We start from the raw sequence: 15,953 nt of genomic DNA on the forward strand, positions 1-15,953 counted from the left end.
GATCGAGGGGTCTAAGAACCCGTCCAGGCGTGGGCAGAAACGATCTGCCGGAAGGAGGGATGCTCCTGGACACTGGACAGTGGCTGCACGGCCCTGGGGCCAGCCTCTATGATCGGCACACTTTCCTGACACATTCCTGCACGGACACAGATCGAGCGGCACTGCGGGAGCGAGCGGTGAGCGGAACGTCCGAAGGGCCGACGCCCGCGGCAGACCTCGACCGGTCCGCCGTCACAGAGAGTGACACCATCTATCGGTCCGTCTTCACGGCCGCCGCCCTCGCGATGGCGGTGGTGGACCGCGACGGCCTGGTCGTCCGGGCCAACGACGGCTTCGGCGCCCTCTTCTGCCAGGCGCCGGACGCGCTGGCCGGACGGGTCGCCGCCGACCTCGTCGACCTGGCCTCCGACCCCCGCACCTGGCAGGCGTACCACGAGGTGCTCGGCGGCCGGGAGGCCCGGCTGCGCTGCACCCGGCGGCTGAAGCGGCCCGACGGGCAGGCGGTCTGGGCGCAGATCACGGTCACCCCGCTGCCGGCCGAGTCGGGCGGCGTCCTGCTGTCGGTCACCGACGTCAGCGCCAGCCACGAACTCCAGGCCAGGCTGCGGCACTCGCAGATGCACGACCCGGTGACCCGGCTGCCCAACCGCACCCTGTTCTTCGAACGCCTGACCACCGCCCTGGACGCCGACTCCTACGGCGACGGCGGCACCGGCCGGATCGGCCTGTGCTACCTGGACCTGGACGGCTTCAAGGCGATCAACGACACGCTCGGCCACCGGGTCGGCGACCGGCTGCTTGCCGCCGTCGCCGAACGGCTGCGGCGGTGCGCCGAGGAGGCGGGGCACGCCAGGCCGGCCGCCCCGCTGGTGGCGCGGCTCGGCGGCGACGAGTTCGCGCTGCTGGTCGAGGACTCCACCGGCACCGAACAGCTGGCCGACCTCGCCGAGTCCGTGCTGAAGGCCGTCCAGGCGCCCTTCGACCTCGACGGGCGGCGGCTGTCCGTCTCGGCGTCGATCGGGGTCGTCGAACGGCTCGGGGCCGGGACCACCCCGACCGCCCTGATGCAGGCCGCCGACACCACCCTCTACTGGGCCAAGGCCGACGGCATGGCCCGCTGGACCCTCTTCGACCCCGAGCGCAACGCCCACCGGATGACCCGTCAGGCGCTCGCCTCCACCCTGCGCCCGGCCGTCGAGCGCGGTGAGTTCGTGCTCGAGTACCAGCCACTCGTGGGCATGGCGGACGGACGGGTGCGGGGCGTCGAGGCGCTGGTGCGCTGGCACCACCCGGAGTTCGGGGTACTGGCGCCGAATCGGTTCATCCAGCTCGCCGAGGAGGACGGCTCGATCGTGCAGCTGGGCCGCTGGGTGCTGCGCACCGCCTGCCGGCAGGCCAGGCTCTGGCAGCTGGAGCACCCGCGGGACCCGCTGTTCGTCAGCGTCAACGTCGCGGTCCGCCAGGTCTGGGACTCCGACCTGGTGGCGGACGTCGCCGAGACCCTCGCGGAGACCGGGCTCTCGCCCCGGCTGCTCCAGCTGGAGCTGACCGAGTCCGCGGTGATGGGCTCCGCGGGACGGCCGCTTGAGGCGTTGCAGGCCCTCAGCGACATGGGCGTGGGCATCGCCATCGACGACTTCGGCACCGGCTACTCCAACCTCGCCTACCTCAGCAGACTCCCGGTGTCCGTGCTCAAACTGGACGGCGCGTTCGTGCGCGGCTTCCAGTACGAGGGCGACAACGGCACCGCCGAGGCGGCCGCGGCGGCGGTCGCGCCGAACCCGGCCGACGAGGTCGTCGTCGAGGCCATGATCCAGCTCGCCCACCGGCTGGGTCTCACCGTCACCGCGGAGTGCGTGGAGACCTCCGCGCAGGCCGCGCGGCTGCGGCGGATCGGGTGCGACACCGGGCAGGGGTGGCTGTACTCCCGGCCGGTGCCGCCCGACCGCATCCCCGGGCTGCTGGGCCGGCGGGCCCGCGGCGGGGATCAGGTGGTCGGCAACCCGTAAGCGTCCGCGATCAGTTCGTAGGAGCGCAGCCTGATGTCACCGCCGTGCGCGTTGGCGGTGATCATCAGCTCGTCGGCGCCGGTCCGCTTGCGCAGGTCGTCGAGGCCGGTGCGGACCTCGTCGGCGGTGCCGTGGATGACGTTCGCGTTCCAGGACGTGACGAAGTCGGCCTCCGCCTGGCTGAACGCGTACGCCTCGGCCTCCGCCGGGGTGGGGACGAGACCGGGACGGCCGGTGCGCAGCCTGATCATGTTCAGCGCCGCCGCCTTCACCTGGCGGGCGGCCTCCCGCTCGTCGTCCGTGGCCAGCGCGGAGACGCCGATCAGCGCGTAGGGGGCGTCGAGGACGGCGCTCGGGCGGAACGACTCGCGGTACAGGTCGAGGGCCGGGACGGTGTTCTGCGCGGAGAAGTGGTGCGCGAACGCGAACGGCAGACCGAGCGTTCCGGCCAGCCTGGCGCTGAAGCCGGAGGAGCCGAGCAGCCAGACCGGCGGGCGGTTCGGGGACTGCACGCCACCGGGCGAGGTGGCCTGGACCGGCCCTGGCACCGCGTGGATCCTGCGGTAGGGGTGGCCGTCGGGGAAGTCGTCGTCGAGGAACCTGGTCAGCTCCATGAGCTGCTCGGGGAAGTCGTCGGCGCCCTCGTGCAGGCGGTCGGTGCGGCGCAGGGCGGCGGCGGTGGCGCCGTCGGTGCCGGGGGCGCGGCCGAGGCCCAGGTCGACGCGGCCGGGAGCCAGCGCCTCCAGGGTGCCGAACTGCTCCGCGATCACCAGGGGGGCGTGGTTGGGCAGCATGACGCCGCCCGAGCCCAGCCGGATGCGGCTGGTGTGGGCGGCGAGGTGGGCGAGGATCACGGCGGGGGACGACGAGGCGACGCCCGGCATGGAGTGGTGTTCGGCCACCCAGTAGCGGTGGAAGCCGCGGGACTCCGCGAGGCGGGAGATCGCCACGCTGGTGCGCAGGGCGTCGGTGGCGGTGCCGCCCGCCCCTACGGTGACCAGGTCCAGTACGGAGAGGGGGACGGGGGCGTCGCCCTGGGCGGTGCCTCGGATCACGGTGTGGCCTCCTGGAGTGTCGTCCTTCCCCGCGAGAACGGGAGGCACACTCCGTTTATTCCGGAGGGGCCGTACCGGTGGCGCCGGGTCCGGGTGCCGGGGCGCCGGGCGAGGTGCCGGGGGCGGTGCCCCCGGACCCCTCTCCGGCCCTGGACGGCCTTGTCCTCGAACGCCGGACGGGCCGCTCGGCCCCTTCCGGACCGGGAGACTACTGCCGTGTGAACAGCGTCCCAAGCTCCGGTGCGTTCACCCTGCGGTCGGTCAGGCGCAGGGCCTCCCTGACCGTCACCTGGTTCGCGGTGAGGACCGGCTTGCCGAGGGTCTTCTCCAGGGTCTGGAGGTGGGCCGCCGTGTGCAGGGCCGTGTCCGGGAGCAGGACCGCCTCCGCCGTCTCGTCGTCCGCCGCCGTGGCCAGCGCGAGCACCTCCTCCTCGCCCCAGGTGGCGACCTCCGCCGCGGTGATGATCCCGGCGCCCCTGGTCGACGTCACCTCGGCGCCCGAGGCGCGCAGGAAGGCCGCGAACAGCTCCGCCACGTCGTCGGGGTAGGTCGCGGCCACCGCGACCCGGCGCAGACCCAGTTCGCGGAGCGCGTTGGTGAAGGCGAAGGACGTCGAGGAGGCCGGCATGCCCGCCTCCCTGGCGAGGGCGCGGACCTGTTCGTGGGCGCCGTCCCAGCCGTACACGAAGCTGCCGCTCGTACAGGCCCAGACCACCGCCTCGGCGCCTGCCATGCGCAGCTCCCCGACGCCCGCCGCGAGGCGTTCGGGGGCGCCCATCCTCAGGAGCGCGTCGACGCGGTGGGCGTCCTCGCCGATGTCGGTGTGGATCACGTCGAGGCGGATGTCGGCGCCCAGGAGCTGTTCGATGCGCGGGTAGTCGTCCTCCGCCGAGTGACCGGGGTAGAGAAAACCGAGGGACGTCATGGTGAGCCTTCCTGCTGCTGTTCTTCGGGCGGCAGTACCGGGCCCGTCCGCGCCGCCGGATCGGTCAGCGCCTGATAGGGCCCCACCGCCCGGGTACCCAGTCGACGCAGCGCGGCCCACATCGTCACCTGGTTGGCCGAGATCACCGGTATCCGCAGCTCGGCCTCCAGCTGGGGGATGACGTCGTACGTCGGCAGGTTGGTGCAGCTGATGAAGAGGGCGTCGGCGGGGCCCCGCACGGCCCGCCTGGCCATGTCGGCGACCTCGCGGTAGGGCACCTTCCAGATGTGCCGGGTCAGCCCCATGAAGGCGCACCCGGTGACCGCGACGCCCGCTTCGGCCACGTACGCCTCGAGAGACCGGGTGACCGATTCCGTGTAGGGCGTCACCAGCGCCACCCGGCGGGCGCCGAGGAACTCCAGGGCTTCGAGGAGCGCGCCTGAGGTGGTGACCGACGGCAGCGCGCCGGCCCTGGTCATCTCCGCGCACATCGCGCGCTCCCCCGCGATCCCGCCGACGAAGCTGCCCGAGGTGCAGGCGTAGGCCACCACCTCGGGGGCGACGGCGGTCAGGGTGCGCACCGCGTCGTCGAGCGTCTCGTGCTCGCTGACCAGGCGGGCCAGATCGAGGCTGACCTCGACCGGCACGAACGGCGTCCTGGTCAGGTGCAGGGAGACGTCGTCCGGTACCCAGCGCCACAGTTCACGGTCGAGCGCGAAGTCGAAGGGGGCCACGACCCCGACACCGCGCTGCGGCCGGGGGCCACCGAGAAAGCTCACGTCCATACCAGGCACCGCCCTTGGGGAGGGAAACCCTCACGGGGAGAGAGGAGTCGGCGACGGTCCGTACCCGACGACCGTGTTGACGAAGGTAGGTTCGGGTGCGAGCGTGGTCAATCCGTCGCCGTCGACGCCTGTGTTAAGCCCGCGTTCCATCGACATCACCTGCCGCGTCCGCCCATGTCACGGCGGGTGCGCCGACCCCGCCGGCCGATCGTCATCGGAGAAAAATTTCCGTATGCGTGACCCAAGCGCCCCCGCCGCCCCGCTCCCCACGCTGCTCGTCCTCGACGCCGAACCGCTCCCCCGGCTCGGCCGGCTGACCGGGCGGGCGCGGATCGAGCACGCCGACGAGTCGTCCCTCGCGGACCGGCTCCCGCACGCCGATGTCCTGCTGGTGTGGGACTTCACCTCCCGGGCGGTGCGTTCCGCCTGGCCGGGCGAGGGCCCGAGGCCGCGCTGGGTGCACACCGCGAGCGCGGGCGTCGACCATCTGCTGTGTCCCGAACTCGCCGCGTCCGACACGGTGGTGACCAACGCGCGCGGGGTCTTCGACCAGCCCATCGCCGAGTACGTGGCGGCCCTGGTGCTCGCCATGGCGAAGGACCTGCCACGCTCCCTCGACCTCCAGCGGGAGCGGACCTGGCGGCACCGGGAGTCGCAGCGGGTGGCGGGCACCCGCGCCTGCGTCGTCGGGTCGGGGCCGATCGGGCGGGCCGTCGCCCGCACCCTGAAGGCGCTCGGCATCGCGGTGGCGGTCGTCGGCCGCACCCCGCACACCGGCATCCACGGCCCCGACGAACTGGACCGGCTGATCGCCCGCGCCGACTGGGTGATCGCGGCGGCGCCGCTGACCGAGCAGACCCGCGGCATGTTCGACGCCCGCAGGTTCGGCGTGATGCAGCCCTCCGCCCGGTTCGTGAACGTGGGACGCGGGGCGCTGGTCGTCGAGGACGCGCTCGCCGAGGCGCTCACCAAGCGGTGGATCGCGGGCGCGGCCCTGGACACCTTCGAGACCGAACCGCTGGGCGGGGACAGCCCGTTGTGGCGGCTGCCCGGACTGATCGTGTCCCCGCACATGAGCGGGGACGTGGTCGGCTGGCGGGACGAACTCGGCACGCAGTTCCTGGAGTTGTACGAACGCTGGGAGGCGGGCCGGGCGCTGGTGAACGTGGTGGACAAGGAACGCGGGTACGTACCCGGACGCTGAACCCCCGGACGCTGGAGTGCAGATGACCGACCTCACCGAGCTGACCGCGACCCGCCTTCTCGACGGCTACCGCAAGGGCGACTTCAGCCCCGAGGACGCCACCCGCGCGGCCCTCGACCGGGCGGAGCGCGTCCAGCCGGAGGTGAACGCGTTCGTGCGGCTGCTGCCCGACGAGGCGCTCGCACGGGCCAGGGACTCCGCCGAACGGTGGCGGCGCGGCGAGCCGACCGGAGTGCTCGACGGTGTGCCGGTCACCGTGAAGGACATCATCCTGCTGCGCGGCTCCCCCACCCTCAAGGGCTCGCGGACCGTCGTCCCCGGCGGCCGGCAGGACGAGGACGCGCCGTCGGTGGCGCGGCTGCGGGAGGCCGGCGCGGTCTTCATCGGCAAGACCACCACCCCCGAGTTCGGCTGGAAGGGCGTCACCGACTCACCGGCGCACGGCGTCACCCGCAACCCGCACGACCCGAGCCGCACCGCGGGCGGTTCGAGCGGGGGCGCGGCGGCGGCCGTGGCGCTGGGCGCGGGTCCGCTGGCGCTCGGCACGGACGGCGGGGGCAGTGTGCGCATCCCGGCCGCGTTCTGCGGGATCTTCGCGCTGAAGCCGACCTACGGCCGGGTGCCGCTGTACCCGGCGAGCGCCTTCGGGACGCTGGCGCACGTCGGCCCGATGACCAGGGACGCGGCCGACGCGGCGCTGATGCTGGACGTGATCGGGGTGCCCGACGCCCGCGACTGGTCGGCGCTCGACGGGGCGCCGGGGTCGTTCGCGGCGGCGCTCGGCGGCGGGGTGCGCGGGCTGCGGGTCGGGTACTCGCCCTCCCTCGGCGGGCAGGTGGCGGTGCGTCCCGCGGTGGCCGCCGCGGTCCGGCGGGCGGTGGAGCGGCTCGCGGGGCTCGGCGCGTACGTCGAGGAGGCCGACCCGGACTTCACCGACCCGGTGGACGCCTTCCACACCCTGTGGTTCTCCGGGGCGGCCCGGGTGACCGAGCGGCTCGGTCCGGCGCAGCGGGCACTGCTCGACCCGGGGCTGCGGGAGATCCGCGCGGCCGGCGCCCGGCTGTCGGCCCTCGACTATCTGGCGGCGGTGGACGTCCGGATGGAGCTGGGCCGCCGGATGGGCCGCTTCCACGAGCGGTACGACCTGCTGGTGACGCCGACCCTGCCGATCACCGCGTTCGAGGCGGGCGCGGAGGTGCCGAAGGGGTCAGGGCTGCGGCGCTGGACGGGGTGGACGCCGTTCACCTACCCGTTCAACCTGACCCAGCAGCCGGCCGCGACCGTCCCCGTCGGCACGGACGGGGACGGCCTTCCGGTGGGGCTGCAGATCGTGGCCGCGCGGCACCGGGACGCCCTGGTGCTGCGGGCGGCGCACGCCCTCTACGAGGCCGGGTTCACCGCCGGCGGAAGCTGAGGGTCTCGCCCGCGGCACCGGTGCGCCACATGTCGTTGCAGGCTTCGGCGAGTTCGGGCAGTCCCTCGACGATCTGGCCCCAGACGATGCCGGGCACCCAGCCGACGTCGCCGTTGATGAGCAGGTTGTTGCGCTCGTAGAACAGGGCCAGGTCGACGAGGGTGGTGCCGGCCTCGACCTCGCGGTCGTATCCGTAGGCCGTGGTGCCGAGTTCGGCGCCGGCGAAGGAGAAGTAGCAGAGGTCGCCGGGGATCGGGGTGACGGTCGGGTTCTCCAACGGCGGTTCGGCGTCGGCGAAGGGCGGGAACAGGGCGTAGATCTCGTTGCGCGCGTACTTGGCGTGGTAGACGTCGCCCGCCAGCGGCAGGGCGTCCCAGACGGCCGCGCAGGTGACGGGCGCCCGGTCGTCGAGGAGTTTCGCCGTGGCGGTGACCCCCCGGCTGACCAGGGAGACTTCGATATGACGGTCGGTCATGTGCCCTCCTTGCAGATGCGTACGTCCGAACGGTGGCGCCGTACGCGGTCCTTCACGGTCCCGTACCGGCCACTCGTCTCTTGCTGCCCACGCCGGGAGCGGCCACGCGTGACCCGGGCGCACCCGCGGGACGGGAGGCGCTTTGTGGCCGCAAATCATCGGCATGGGCACGCGCGGTCGGGGTAGGCGCGCGCCCATGGCTCCACGACAGGGGAACACCTCAGCAGGAACAGGCCACAGACCGCGCCGCCGCTCGCTGCTCGCCGGTCTGGCGGTGGGGGCGGCCGGCGCGCTCGGCGCCACGGCGGGCTGCGCCCGGGTCGATGTGACGGGCGCCCGCGACGGCGGGCGGTTGCTCGACGAGTTGCGGGAGCGCGGCACCGTCCGGATGGGCATAGCCAGCGAACCGCCGTACGCCTCCATCGACGACCAGGGCCAACTGACCGGCGAGGCACCGGCGGTGGCCGGGACGATATTCCGGCGGCTCGGCGTCAGGGACTTCGAGCCGGTGCCCGTCGAGTTCGGCGCGCTCGTCCCCGGACTGCTGTCGTTCCAGTTCGACGTGGTCGTCGCGGGCATGTTCATCAACAGGACCCGCTGTCAGGCGGTCCTCTTCTCCGACCCGGACTACGAGTCGAAGGACGCCTTCCTCGTCCCGAAGGGCAACCCGCACCGCGTCACCTCGTACAAGGACGTCGCCGACCAGAAGCTGCGGATGGCGACCGGGGTCGGCTACGCCGAGTACGACTTCGCCGTCGCCAACGGCGTGCGGGAGAGCCGGATCCAGACCTACGGCGACCAGATCGCCGGCATGGAGGCGCTGGAGGCCGGGCGGATCGACTGCTTCGCCGGGACCGCCGTCACCATGATCGAGGCGCTGCGCACCGGCAAGCACCCCAAGGTCGGGATGACCGAGCCGTTCACGCCCGAGGTGAACGGCAAACCCCAGCGCGACGGCGGCGGTTACGGCTTCCGGCTGGGCGAGACGGCGCTGCGGGACGCGTTCAACCGGGAGTTGCACGCGATGAAGCGCAGCGGTGAACTCCTGCGCATCGCGAAGCCCTTCGGCTTCACCGAGGACTTCATGACGGACCTCACGGCGAAGGAGCTCTGCGCCCGATGACCGGACCGTTGTGGGAACTCCTCTTCAAGGGCGCCTGGATCACCGTCCAGTTGACGCTCTACAGCGCCGCGCTCGCGGCCGCCCTCGCCTTCGGCATCGGCCTGGCCCGCACCTCGCGGCTGTGGATCGTGCGCTTCCTGTCCGGGGTCTACGTGGAGTTCTTCCGCGGCACCTCGGCGCTGGTGCTCATGTTCTGGCTGTTCTTCGCGCTGCCGCTGCTCGGCTGGCAGTTGGCCGGGCTGTGGGCCGGCACCCTGGCGCTCGGCCTCTGCTACGGCGCCTACGGCTCCGAAGTGGTGCGCGGGGCGCTCCAGTCGGTGCCCGCCGCGCAGCGCGAGGCGGCCGTGGCGCTGAGCTTCTCGCCCTGGCAGCGGCTGCGGAAGGTGATCCTGCCGCAGGCGGTGCCGGAGATGATGCCGACCTTCAACAACCTGCTGATCGAGCTGCTCAAGGGCACCGCGCTGGCCTCACTGCTGTCCATCGGCGAACTCACCTTCGAGGCCAAGCTGGCCCGGCTCTCGACCGGTGAGAGCGCCCAGGTCTACGGGATCATCCTGGTGATGTACTTCGTGATCGCGTTCGTGGTCACCCGGGTCATGCGGCTGCTCGAACGCCGCGCCAAGGCGTCGGTCGGCCGCGCCTCCCTCGCCGGGGGTGGCCGCTGATGAACGACTGGTCCTGGGAGTACGTCGGCGACATCATGCCGAAGCTTCTCGACGGGCTCTGGGTCACCGTCCAGGCGACGCTGCTCGGTTCGGTGGCGGCGTTCGCGCTCGGCCTGGTGTGGGCGATCGCGCTGCGCTCGCCGACCCGCTGGGTGACCTGGCCGGTGGGCGCGCTCGTCGAGTTCGTCCGCAACACCCCGCTGCTGGTGCAGCTGTTCTTCCTGTTCTTCGTGCTGCCGAGCTGGGGCTTGAGCTTCGGGCCGCTGACCACCGGCGTGATCGGGCTCGGGCTGCACTACTCGACGTACACGGCCGAGGTGTACCGGGCCGGCATCGACGCGGTGCCGCGCGGCCAGTGGGAGGCGGCCACCGCGCTGAGCCTGCCGCGCGGCCGCACCTGGGTCGCGGTGATCCTGCCGCAGGCGTTCCGCCGGGTGGTGCCCGCGCTCGGCAACTACGTGATCGCCATGTTCAAGGACACGCCGATGCTCTCCGCCATCACCGTCGGCGACATGCTGTTCCAGGCCAACAGCATCGGCGCGACCACCTTCGACTACATGGAGCCGATCACCGTCGTCGGCTTCCTGTTCCTCGCCATCTCCTACCCCACGTCCGTCCTCCTGCGAGTCCTGGAGCGTCGTCTTGTCCGCTGACAGCAGCCTCTCGAAAGAAACCGTCAACCCCGCGGTGGACGGCAGCGAGCTGATCCGCTTCGACGCGGTCACCAAGCGGTTCGGCGGCAACACGGTCCTCGACTCGCTCGACTTCACCGTCTCCTCCGGCAGGCACGTCACCCTGATCGGCCCCTCCGGGTCGGGCAAGACGACGATCCTGCGGCTGCTGATGACCCTGGCGAGGCCCGACGAGGGCACCATCCGGGTGGGCGGGGAGTGCCTCACGCACGAGGAGCGCGGCGGGAAGCTGGTGCCGGCCGGCGAGAAGCACGTCCGCGAGGTCCGCAAGAACATCGGGATGGTGTTCCAGCAGTTCAACCTCTTCCCCAACATGAAGGTGATGCGGAACATCACCGAGGCGCCGGTGCACGTCCTCGGGCTCTCCGCCGACGAGGCCGAGGAGCGGGCCCGCGGGCTGCTCGAACTGGTCGGGCTGACCGAGCACGCGGACAAGTTCCCGACCCAGCTCTCCGGCGGCCAGCAGCAGCGCGTGGCGATCGCCCGCGCGCTGGCGATGCGCCCGCAGGTGCTGCTCCTCGACGAGGTGACCTCGGCGCTCGACCCGGAGCTGGTCGCCGGGGTGCTCGACGTGCTGCGGGACATCGCGCACACCACGGACATCACGATGCTCTGCGTCACCCACGAGATGAGCTTCGCCCGGGACATATCCGACGACGTCCTGATGTTCGACGCGGGCCGGGTGATCGAGTCGGGTCCGCCGCAGAAGATCTTCAACGACCCGGACCAGGAGCGCACCCGGCAGTTCCTGAGCGCCGTCCTCTGACCGGCGCCGGGTGCCGGTATTACGCCAACCACCGGTCATTCCCGGCCGGTTGCCGGTTATCGTGAGAGGGACCGCCGTCCCGGCCGCGCCCCGCGGGCATGGCCGCCCAGCGACAGCAGGGGGAGACCGTGGCGCTGAGGAACGAGCCGACCGCGCCGTACCGCTCGGCCCAGGACGCCCTGCGCGTCCTGGAGGCGGTGGCGCGGCACACCACCGGGGTCACCGAGTCCGAGGTGGCCCGGCACACCGGCCTCGGCCAGGAGCGGGTGGTCGGCCTGGTGCGGATGCTGCGCCGGGAGGGCTATGTCGAGCAGGTCGCCGGCGGCGCGTACGTCACGGGCGCGGCCTTCGGCGGGCTGGGCGCGGCGCGGGGCGGGGGCGAGGCGGTGCGCGAGGACCTCCAGCGCACCCTGGACCGGCTGCGGGACTCGGTGGGCGCGGCCGTCTATCTGAGCCGGTACGTCGACGGCGAGGCGCGGATCACCCAGTACGCGGACGGCCCGACGACCCCCGCGGTCAACGAGTGGGTCGACTTCCGCTTCTGCGCGCACGCCACCGCCGTCGGCAAGAGCCTGCTCGGGCAGCTCGGCCCGGAGGCCAGGCGGGACCATCTCGCCCGGCACCGGCCGGCCCGGCTCACCTCGCGGACCATCACCAGTGACGCGCTGCTGCTGTCGCGGCTCGCGGACCGGCCGCCGACGGTGCCGCACCTCGACCTCCAGGAGTACGCGGTGGGCACGGTGTGCGCGGCCGTCCCGATCACGGCGGGTTCCTCGGTGGGGTCGCTGGGGCTCTCGCTGCCGGTGGAGGAGGTCCACCGGCTGCGGGAGGCGGCCCAGGCTCTGAACCGGGGCGCGGCCGGGCTGCTGCTCTCGCTGGCGATCAGGCCGTACTGACCCGGTCCCGCCGGGGCGCCGGGGTGGTCCGCAGCACCCTCGGGGACCGGGTATTATTTTTCTTGTCGCCGCCCGCCGAGTGCGGGAGGCGAGAGTCATGCGCCGCTAGCTCAGTTGGTTAGAGCAGCTGACTCTTAATCAGCGGGTCCGGGGTTCGAGTCCCTGGCGGCGCACCGGTGAAGGGCCCCTCGTGGTGACGAGGGGCCCTTCGGCGTCCTCGGGGGTCAGCGGCCGGTAGGCCCGCTCCCCCGGTGGCCGCCACCACACCGGGTCGGCGCAGCGGACGCCCTCGCGGCGCAGCAGGGCCCGGTGGATCTTGTTCGTGGCGGTCACCGGCATCCGCGGGACGACCCGCACGAACCGGGGCGCCATCTTGGTGCCGAGGTCGGGCTGGGCGTCCAGGAACGCGGCGAAGGCGTCCGGCGCGAACGCTCCGGCGACGGCCGCCATCACCTGGTCGCCGGTGACCGGGTCGGGGACCGCGTAGACGGCGACGGCGGTGGCGCCCGGGTAGCGGGCCAGGATGTTCTCGATCATGGCGGCGGCCAGGTTCTCGCTGTCGACGCGGAGCCGGTCGTCGGCGCGGCCCGCGAAGTAGAGGTAGCCGGCCGGGTCGCGGTAGAAAAGGTCGCCGGTCCAGTAGAGGCCGTCGCGGCGCCGCTCGGCGTCGGCCTCGGGGTTGCGCCAGTAGCCCTCGAAGGGGTTGGGGCCGCGGTTGACGAGTTCGCCGATCGCCAGATCGCCGTTGCGCAGCCGTCCCGCCGCGTCGAGGTCGGCGGGCGGGCACTCGGCGCCGGTGACCGGGTCGAGGACGGCGAGCCCCGGTCCCGCGGGGCCGACCGCGCCCGCCGGGGTGCCCGGCGCCCACCGCACGGCCGCGCCGCCCTCCGACGACCCGTACCCCTCGACCAGGCGCACCCCGAACCGCCGTTCGAAGGCCGCCGCGTCCACGGCGCCCGCCTCGGTGCCGAAGCCGAGCCGCAGCGGGTTGTCCCGGTCGTCGGGCCGCTCCTCGGTGGCCAGGACGTACTGGACGGCCCGCCCGACATAGGTGAAGTACGTCGCCCCGTGGGCCCGGACGTCGGTGAGGAACCGGCTCGCCGAGAAGCGCCTGCGCAGCGCCACGCCGGCGCCCGCCGCGAGGGCGGGCGCCCAGTCGGCGATCACCGCGTTGCCGTGGAACATCGGCATGCAGACGTAGTGGACGTCGTCGGCGCGCACCGCGAACTGGTCGGCGAGGGAGCGTCCGGCGGCGGCGAGACGGCCCTGTGAGCAGAGCGCGGCCTTGGGGGCGCCGGTGGAGCCCGAGGTGAAGTAGAGGAGCAGCCGGTCGCCCGGGGCGGCGCGGGAGGGGTCGGGCACGGCGTCGGCGTAGGGCGCGAGGAGGGCGTCGTACTCCTCGGTGCCGGTCACCAGGACGCGGACGCCGGGGAGTTCGAGGCCGGTCAGGAGCGGCAGCCGGGCCCGGTCGGTGATCAGGACCGGGCAGGCGGTGTGCAGGATGTCGCGGGCTAGTTCGGGGCCTCTGCGGGTGGGGTTGACCCCGGCGACGGCGGCCGCGGCGAGGGCGGCGGCGCTCAACCACAGGGGATATTCAGGGGTGTTGTCGAGCAGCACGCCGACATGGGGTTCGGCGCCGGGCGGCAGCAGGTCGTCGAGGAGCGCGGCGCGGGCGGCGGCGCCCGCGGCGACCTCGTGGTGGGTGAGGGTGCCGTCTTCCCAGCGCAGCCCCGGCCGGTGGTCGTGCCATTGACGGGCGACCAGTTCGGCGACCGTGCGTCCGGTGGACTCCATGGGCGCGCACGGTAGTTGACGGAGCGTCAGATGTGGAGGGCCGGAGCCGGACCTGTTCCGCCCAGGGGTGCGCCCGTACGCGCCGGAACTGAGCCTCCCGGCGCGCACGGGCCCGCACTCGGCGGATCTAGAAGGTGACGTCCGAGCAGGCGTAGAACGCGTTGGCCGTGTCGGCGATCGTCCACACCGCGAGGATGACGTGGTGGCCGCTCAGCCCGCTCGGCAGGGTGCCGCTGTGCGAGAGGGTGGAGGGCGGACGCTGGCCGTTGTACGGCACCGTCAGGAACGGGGTGGTGTTGAGGTCGGACCTGGCCAGGTTGTGGTTCTGGTTCCAGCCCGCCTTGGTGACGTAGTACTTGAAGTCGGTCGTGGCGTGCATGGCGGTGAACTGCCAGCGGAAGGTGTAGCTCTGGCCGCCCGTCACCTTGGTGGTGGGCCAGGCGCCGCCCGAGGGGGTCTTCGGGCTGTCGAGCTGCGCGAAGGGCGAGTTGTTGCCCGAGCACAGCTGGCCGTCGGCGGGCCCCGAGGCCGGGAAGCCCTTGGGGCCCTCGACGCTCTGCGGCTCCCACTGGATGTTGCCGCAGTTGGCGACGGTGCCGTTCTGGCAGAGCTTCTGCCTGCTGATCGGGAGGTCGGTGTAGCCGTGGCCGCTGGCACCGCCCGAGGAGAGCACGACGGCTCCCGCGGTGGCGAGGCCGACCACGGCCGCTGACATCTTGGTCCTTCTACGCATACTGCCGCTCCTGGGGAACGTGGGGGAGGTTCGGTGAGAGTGCAGGTCTAGACCAAGTCCCAGGTTATTGCCGACCGTTGACGCTGTCTATAACGAGGGCATGTCCATGCCGTTCACACCGGCTCCCGCGCCCCCCGCCGCTCTCGCAGCCCTCCCCGCACGCTCCGTACCGCCCGTGCCGCCCGTGCTATCCGTCCCCCTGTTCTCCCCGGCGCCCCCTCACGGCCCGTTCTCGCCCCGGCCCGCGCAGAACGCCACCGTCAGGTCCTTCACCAGCGCCTTGCGCTCGTAGTCGTCGAGATCCACCAGACCCCGCACGGTCAGCCGGGTCACGGTGTCCTCCACCGAGTCCACCACCGACGTCAGCACGCTCGCCCGGTGCTGCGCGTCCAGCGCGGCGATCCGCCGCCGGTTCATGGCCGCGGCGACCTCGGGCGCGTACTCCACCCGCACCGGATGCACCGCGAACACCTCCACCCCGACCGGCGCCACCTCCGCCGCCACCAGCCGGGTCAGCGCGTCCCCCGCCACCTCGACCACGCCCTTGCCGCTGCCCGGCACCGCCATCGGCACCCGCACGAGCCCCGCCTCCACGCACTCGCGCAGATAGCTCTCGTGGTCCTCGACACCCAGCACGGCCCGCGCGGTGTCCCGCACCCGCCACACCACCAGGACGACGACCCGCAGCGCGACCCCGCTGCGGTCGGTGGCCGGCATCGTCTCGCTGCGCCAGTGCCGCAGCCGCACGTCCACCCGGCGCCGCAGCAGCAGCGGGTTGACCCACATCAGGCCGGTCCTGCGCACGGTCCCCCGGTAGCGGCCGAACAGACCGAGCACCCAGGCCCGCCCGGTCCGCCCGCGGGCCAGCCCGCCGAACCCGAAGAGACCGAGCGCCCCCGACCCGGCGAACGCGGCCCACTGCGCGAGCCCGAGCCCCGCGCCCGCCCGCACCGGCAGCTCCAGCGCCTGCACGGCGAGCGGCGGCAGCACCCCGGCCCACCAGGAGGTGGCCACACAGCCCGCGACCCCGCAGGCGCCCGCGAGCACCCCGGCCGAGCCCGGCACCACCCTGGCCGGGCGTTCGGCCAGCTCCGGATCGACCCGGGCCGCCGGGCGCGGCTCGGGACGGGCCGGGCGGCGCAGCCGGGGCTGCTCACCCGTGCCCTGTCTGCGGCCCACCACGGCGGGCTTCAGGGGGACCGCGACCGGTTCGGTCTCGTCGCGGAAGAGGAGGTGGACGGGGATCTCGGTGGTGGACTCGTTCTGGATGAGCCGGGCGGGCCGCCCCGGCCCCTCCGACTCGGGCGTGTGTGACGTGGTCGTCGTACTCATGCGTGCTTCCAGCCTCCGCGCCAGATGCTTCACAACAGACAGTCGGTCAGGGGTCGTCGGGGTGGGGACGGTCGTGGGTGGCTCG

15 protein-coding genes and 1 tRNA gene are annotated in these 15,953 nt (G+C 73.0%); 9 read left to right on the forward strand and 7 right to left on the reverse strand.

Features of this window, described 5'->3' with window-relative positions:
• Positions 1–176: 176 nt before the first annotated feature.
• The gene (locus tag DDJ31_RS14590; protein ID WP_127179855.1) at positions 177–2,009 is read left to right on the forward strand and encodes a putative bifunctional diguanylate cyclase/phosphodiesterase; all 1,833 of its coding nucleotides are present in this window, start codon (positions 177–179) and stop codon (positions 2,007–2,009) included.
• Here DDJ31_RS14590 and DDJ31_RS14595 read toward each other — a convergent pair.
• From DDJ31_RS14595 to DDJ31_RS14605, 3 genes are all read right to left on the reverse strand, one after another.
• On the reverse strand, positions 1,988–3,112 hold the full coding sequence (locus DDJ31_RS14595; protein WP_431028054.1) for an LLM class flavin-dependent oxidoreductase: 1,125 nt from the start codon (positions 3,110–3,112) through the stop codon (positions 1,988–1,990). The genes DDJ31_RS14590 and DDJ31_RS14595 overlap by 22 nt on opposite strands.
• A 160-nt stretch (positions 3,113–3,272) precedes the next feature.
• Positions 3,273–3,989, reverse strand: a complete 717-nt coding sequence (locus DDJ31_RS14600) for a maleate cis-trans isomerase family protein (RefSeq protein WP_127179853.1) — start codon at positions 3,987–3,989, stop codon at positions 3,273–3,275.
• On the reverse strand, positions 3,986–4,774 hold the full coding sequence (locus DDJ31_RS14605; RefSeq protein ID WP_127179852.1) for a maleate cis-trans isomerase family protein: 789 nt from the start codon (positions 4,772–4,774) through the stop codon (positions 3,986–3,988). The genes DDJ31_RS14600 and DDJ31_RS14605 overlap by 4 nt, the downstream gene beginning before the upstream one ends.
• Positions 4,775–5,006: 232 nt before the next feature.
• Between DDJ31_RS14605 and DDJ31_RS14610 the strand changes: the two genes are divergently transcribed.
• Positions 5,007–5,978 carry a D-2-hydroxyacid dehydrogenase gene (locus DDJ31_RS14610; protein ID WP_127179851.1) on the forward strand — a complete coding sequence of 324 codons (972 nt, stop codon included), beginning with the start codon at positions 5,007–5,009 and terminating at the stop codon, positions 5,976–5,978.
• Between the two features lie 22 nt (positions 5,979–6,000).
• Positions 6,001–7,392, forward strand: coding sequence for an amidase (locus DDJ31_RS14615; protein ID WP_127179850.1), 1,392 nt, complete (start codon positions 6,001–6,003; stop codon positions 7,390–7,392).
• On the opposite strand, the gene DDJ31_RS14620 is transcribed toward DDJ31_RS14615, so the two are convergent.
• Complete coding sequence (locus tag DDJ31_RS14620) at positions 7,373–7,867, reverse strand: DUF3830 family protein (protein ID WP_127179849.1); 495 nt, start codon at positions 7,865–7,867, stop codon at positions 7,373–7,375. The two genes, DDJ31_RS14615 and DDJ31_RS14620, sit on opposite strands and share 20 nt — an antisense overlap.
• 196 nt (positions 7,868–8,063) lie before the next feature.
• Between DDJ31_RS14620 and ehuB the strand changes: the two genes are divergently transcribed.
• From ehuB to DDJ31_RS14650, 6 genes are all read left to right on the forward strand, one after another.
• Entirely contained in the window at positions 8,064–8,990 is a 927-nt protein-coding gene (ehuB, locus tag DDJ31_RS14625; protein ID WP_127179848.1) for an ectoine/hydroxyectoine ABC transporter substrate-binding protein EhuB, read from the forward strand.
• Complete coding sequence (ehuC, locus tag DDJ31_RS14630; protein ID WP_127179847.1) at positions 8,987–9,655, forward strand: ectoine/hydroxyectoine ABC transporter permease subunit EhuC; 669 nt, start codon at positions 8,987–8,989, stop codon at positions 9,653–9,655. The genes ehuB and ehuC overlap by 4 nt, the downstream gene beginning before the upstream one ends.
• Positions 9,655–10,308 carry an ectoine/hydroxyectoine ABC transporter permease subunit EhuD gene (gene ehuD / locus DDJ31_RS14635; protein ID WP_127179846.1) on the forward strand — a complete coding sequence of 218 codons (654 nt, stop codon included), beginning with the start codon at positions 9,655–9,657 and terminating at the stop codon, positions 10,306–10,308. The genes ehuC and ehuD overlap by 1 nt, the downstream gene beginning before the upstream one ends.
• Before the next feature lie 34 nt (positions 10,309–10,342).
• On the forward strand, positions 10,343–11,113 hold the full coding sequence (gene ehuA, locus DDJ31_RS14640) for an ectoine/hydroxyectoine ABC transporter ATP-binding protein EhuA (protein ID WP_127182789.1): 771 nt from the start codon (positions 10,343–10,345) through the stop codon (positions 11,111–11,113).
• 128 nt (positions 11,114–11,241) lie between these two features.
• The gene (locus DDJ31_RS14645) at positions 11,242–12,009 is read left to right on the forward strand and encodes an IclR family transcriptional regulator (protein ID WP_127182788.1); all 768 of its coding nucleotides are present in this window, start codon (positions 11,242–11,244) and stop codon (positions 12,007–12,009) included.
• Positions 12,010–12,108: 99 nt separating this feature from the next.
• A tRNA-Lys gene (locus DDJ31_RS14650) sits at positions 12,109–12,182 on the forward strand.
• Here DDJ31_RS14650 and DDJ31_RS14655 read toward each other — a convergent pair.
• From DDJ31_RS14655 to DDJ31_RS14665, 3 genes are all read right to left on the reverse strand, one after another.
• Complete coding sequence (locus DDJ31_RS14655; protein ID WP_127179845.1) at positions 12,148–13,803, reverse strand: AMP-binding protein; 1,656 nt, start codon at positions 13,801–13,803, stop codon at positions 12,148–12,150. The genes DDJ31_RS14650 and DDJ31_RS14655 overlap by 35 nt on opposite strands.
• A 127-nt stretch (positions 13,804–13,930) precedes the next feature.
• The gene (locus DDJ31_RS14660) at positions 13,931–14,536 is read right to left on the reverse strand and encodes a lytic polysaccharide monooxygenase auxiliary activity family 9 protein (RefSeq protein WP_127179844.1); all 606 of its coding nucleotides are present in this window, start codon (positions 14,534–14,536) and stop codon (positions 13,931–13,933) included.
• Positions 14,537–14,755: 219 nt separating this feature from the next.
• Positions 14,756–15,868, reverse strand: coding sequence for an SPFH domain-containing protein (locus tag DDJ31_RS14665; protein ID WP_127179843.1), 1,113 nt, complete (start codon positions 15,866–15,868; stop codon positions 14,756–14,758).
• Positions 15,869–15,953 lie beyond the last annotated feature (85 nt).

The sequence above is a fragment of the Streptomyces griseoviridis genome, assembly GCF_005222485.1.
Classification (GTDB): Bacteria; Actinomycetota; Actinomycetes; order Streptomycetales; family Streptomycetaceae; genus Streptomyces; species Streptomyces hintoniae.

Bases quoted from the DNA above. Each gene is read 5' to 3' on its own strand.
- DDJ31_RS14600 (WP_127179853.1), bottom strand. From the start codon at position 3,989: ATGACGTCCCTCGGTTTTCTCTACCCCGGTCACTCGGCGGAGGACGAC.
- DDJ31_RS14605 (WP_127179852.1), bottom strand. From the start codon at position 4,774: ATGGACGTGAGCTTTCTCGGTGGCCCCCGGCCGCAGCGCGGTGTCGGG.
- DDJ31_RS14610 (WP_127179851.1), top strand. From the start codon at position 5,007: ATGCGTGACCCAAGCGCCCCCGCCGCCCCGCTCCCCACGCTGCTCGTC.
- DDJ31_RS14615 (WP_127179850.1), top strand. From the start codon at position 6,001: ATGACCGACCTCACCGAGCTGACCGCGACCCGCCTTCTCGACGGCTAC.
- DDJ31_RS14620 (WP_127179849.1), bottom strand. From the start codon at position 7,867: ATGACCGACCGTCATATCGAAGTCTCCCTGGTCAGCCGGGGGGTCACC.
- ehuB (WP_127179848.1), top strand. From the start codon at position 8,064: ATGGCTCCACGACAGGGGAACACCTCAGCAGGAACAGGCCACAGACCG.
- ehuC (WP_127179847.1), top strand. From the start codon at position 8,987: ATGACCGGACCGTTGTGGGAACTCCTCTTCAAGGGCGCCTGGATCACC.
- ehuD (WP_127179846.1), top strand. From the start codon at position 9,655: ATGAACGACTGGTCCTGGGAGTACGTCGGCGACATCATGCCGAAGCTT.
- DDJ31_RS14655 (WP_127179845.1), bottom strand. From the start codon at position 13,803: ATGGAGTCCACCGGACGCACGGTCGCCGAACTGGTCGCCCGTCAATGG.
- DDJ31_RS14660 (WP_127179844.1), bottom strand. From the start codon at position 14,536: ATGCGTAGAAGGACCAAGATGTCAGCGGCCGTGGTCGGCCTCGCCACC.
- DDJ31_RS14665 (WP_127179843.1), bottom strand. From the start codon at position 15,868: ATGAGTACGACGACCACGTCACACACGCCCGAGTCGGAGGGGCCGGGG.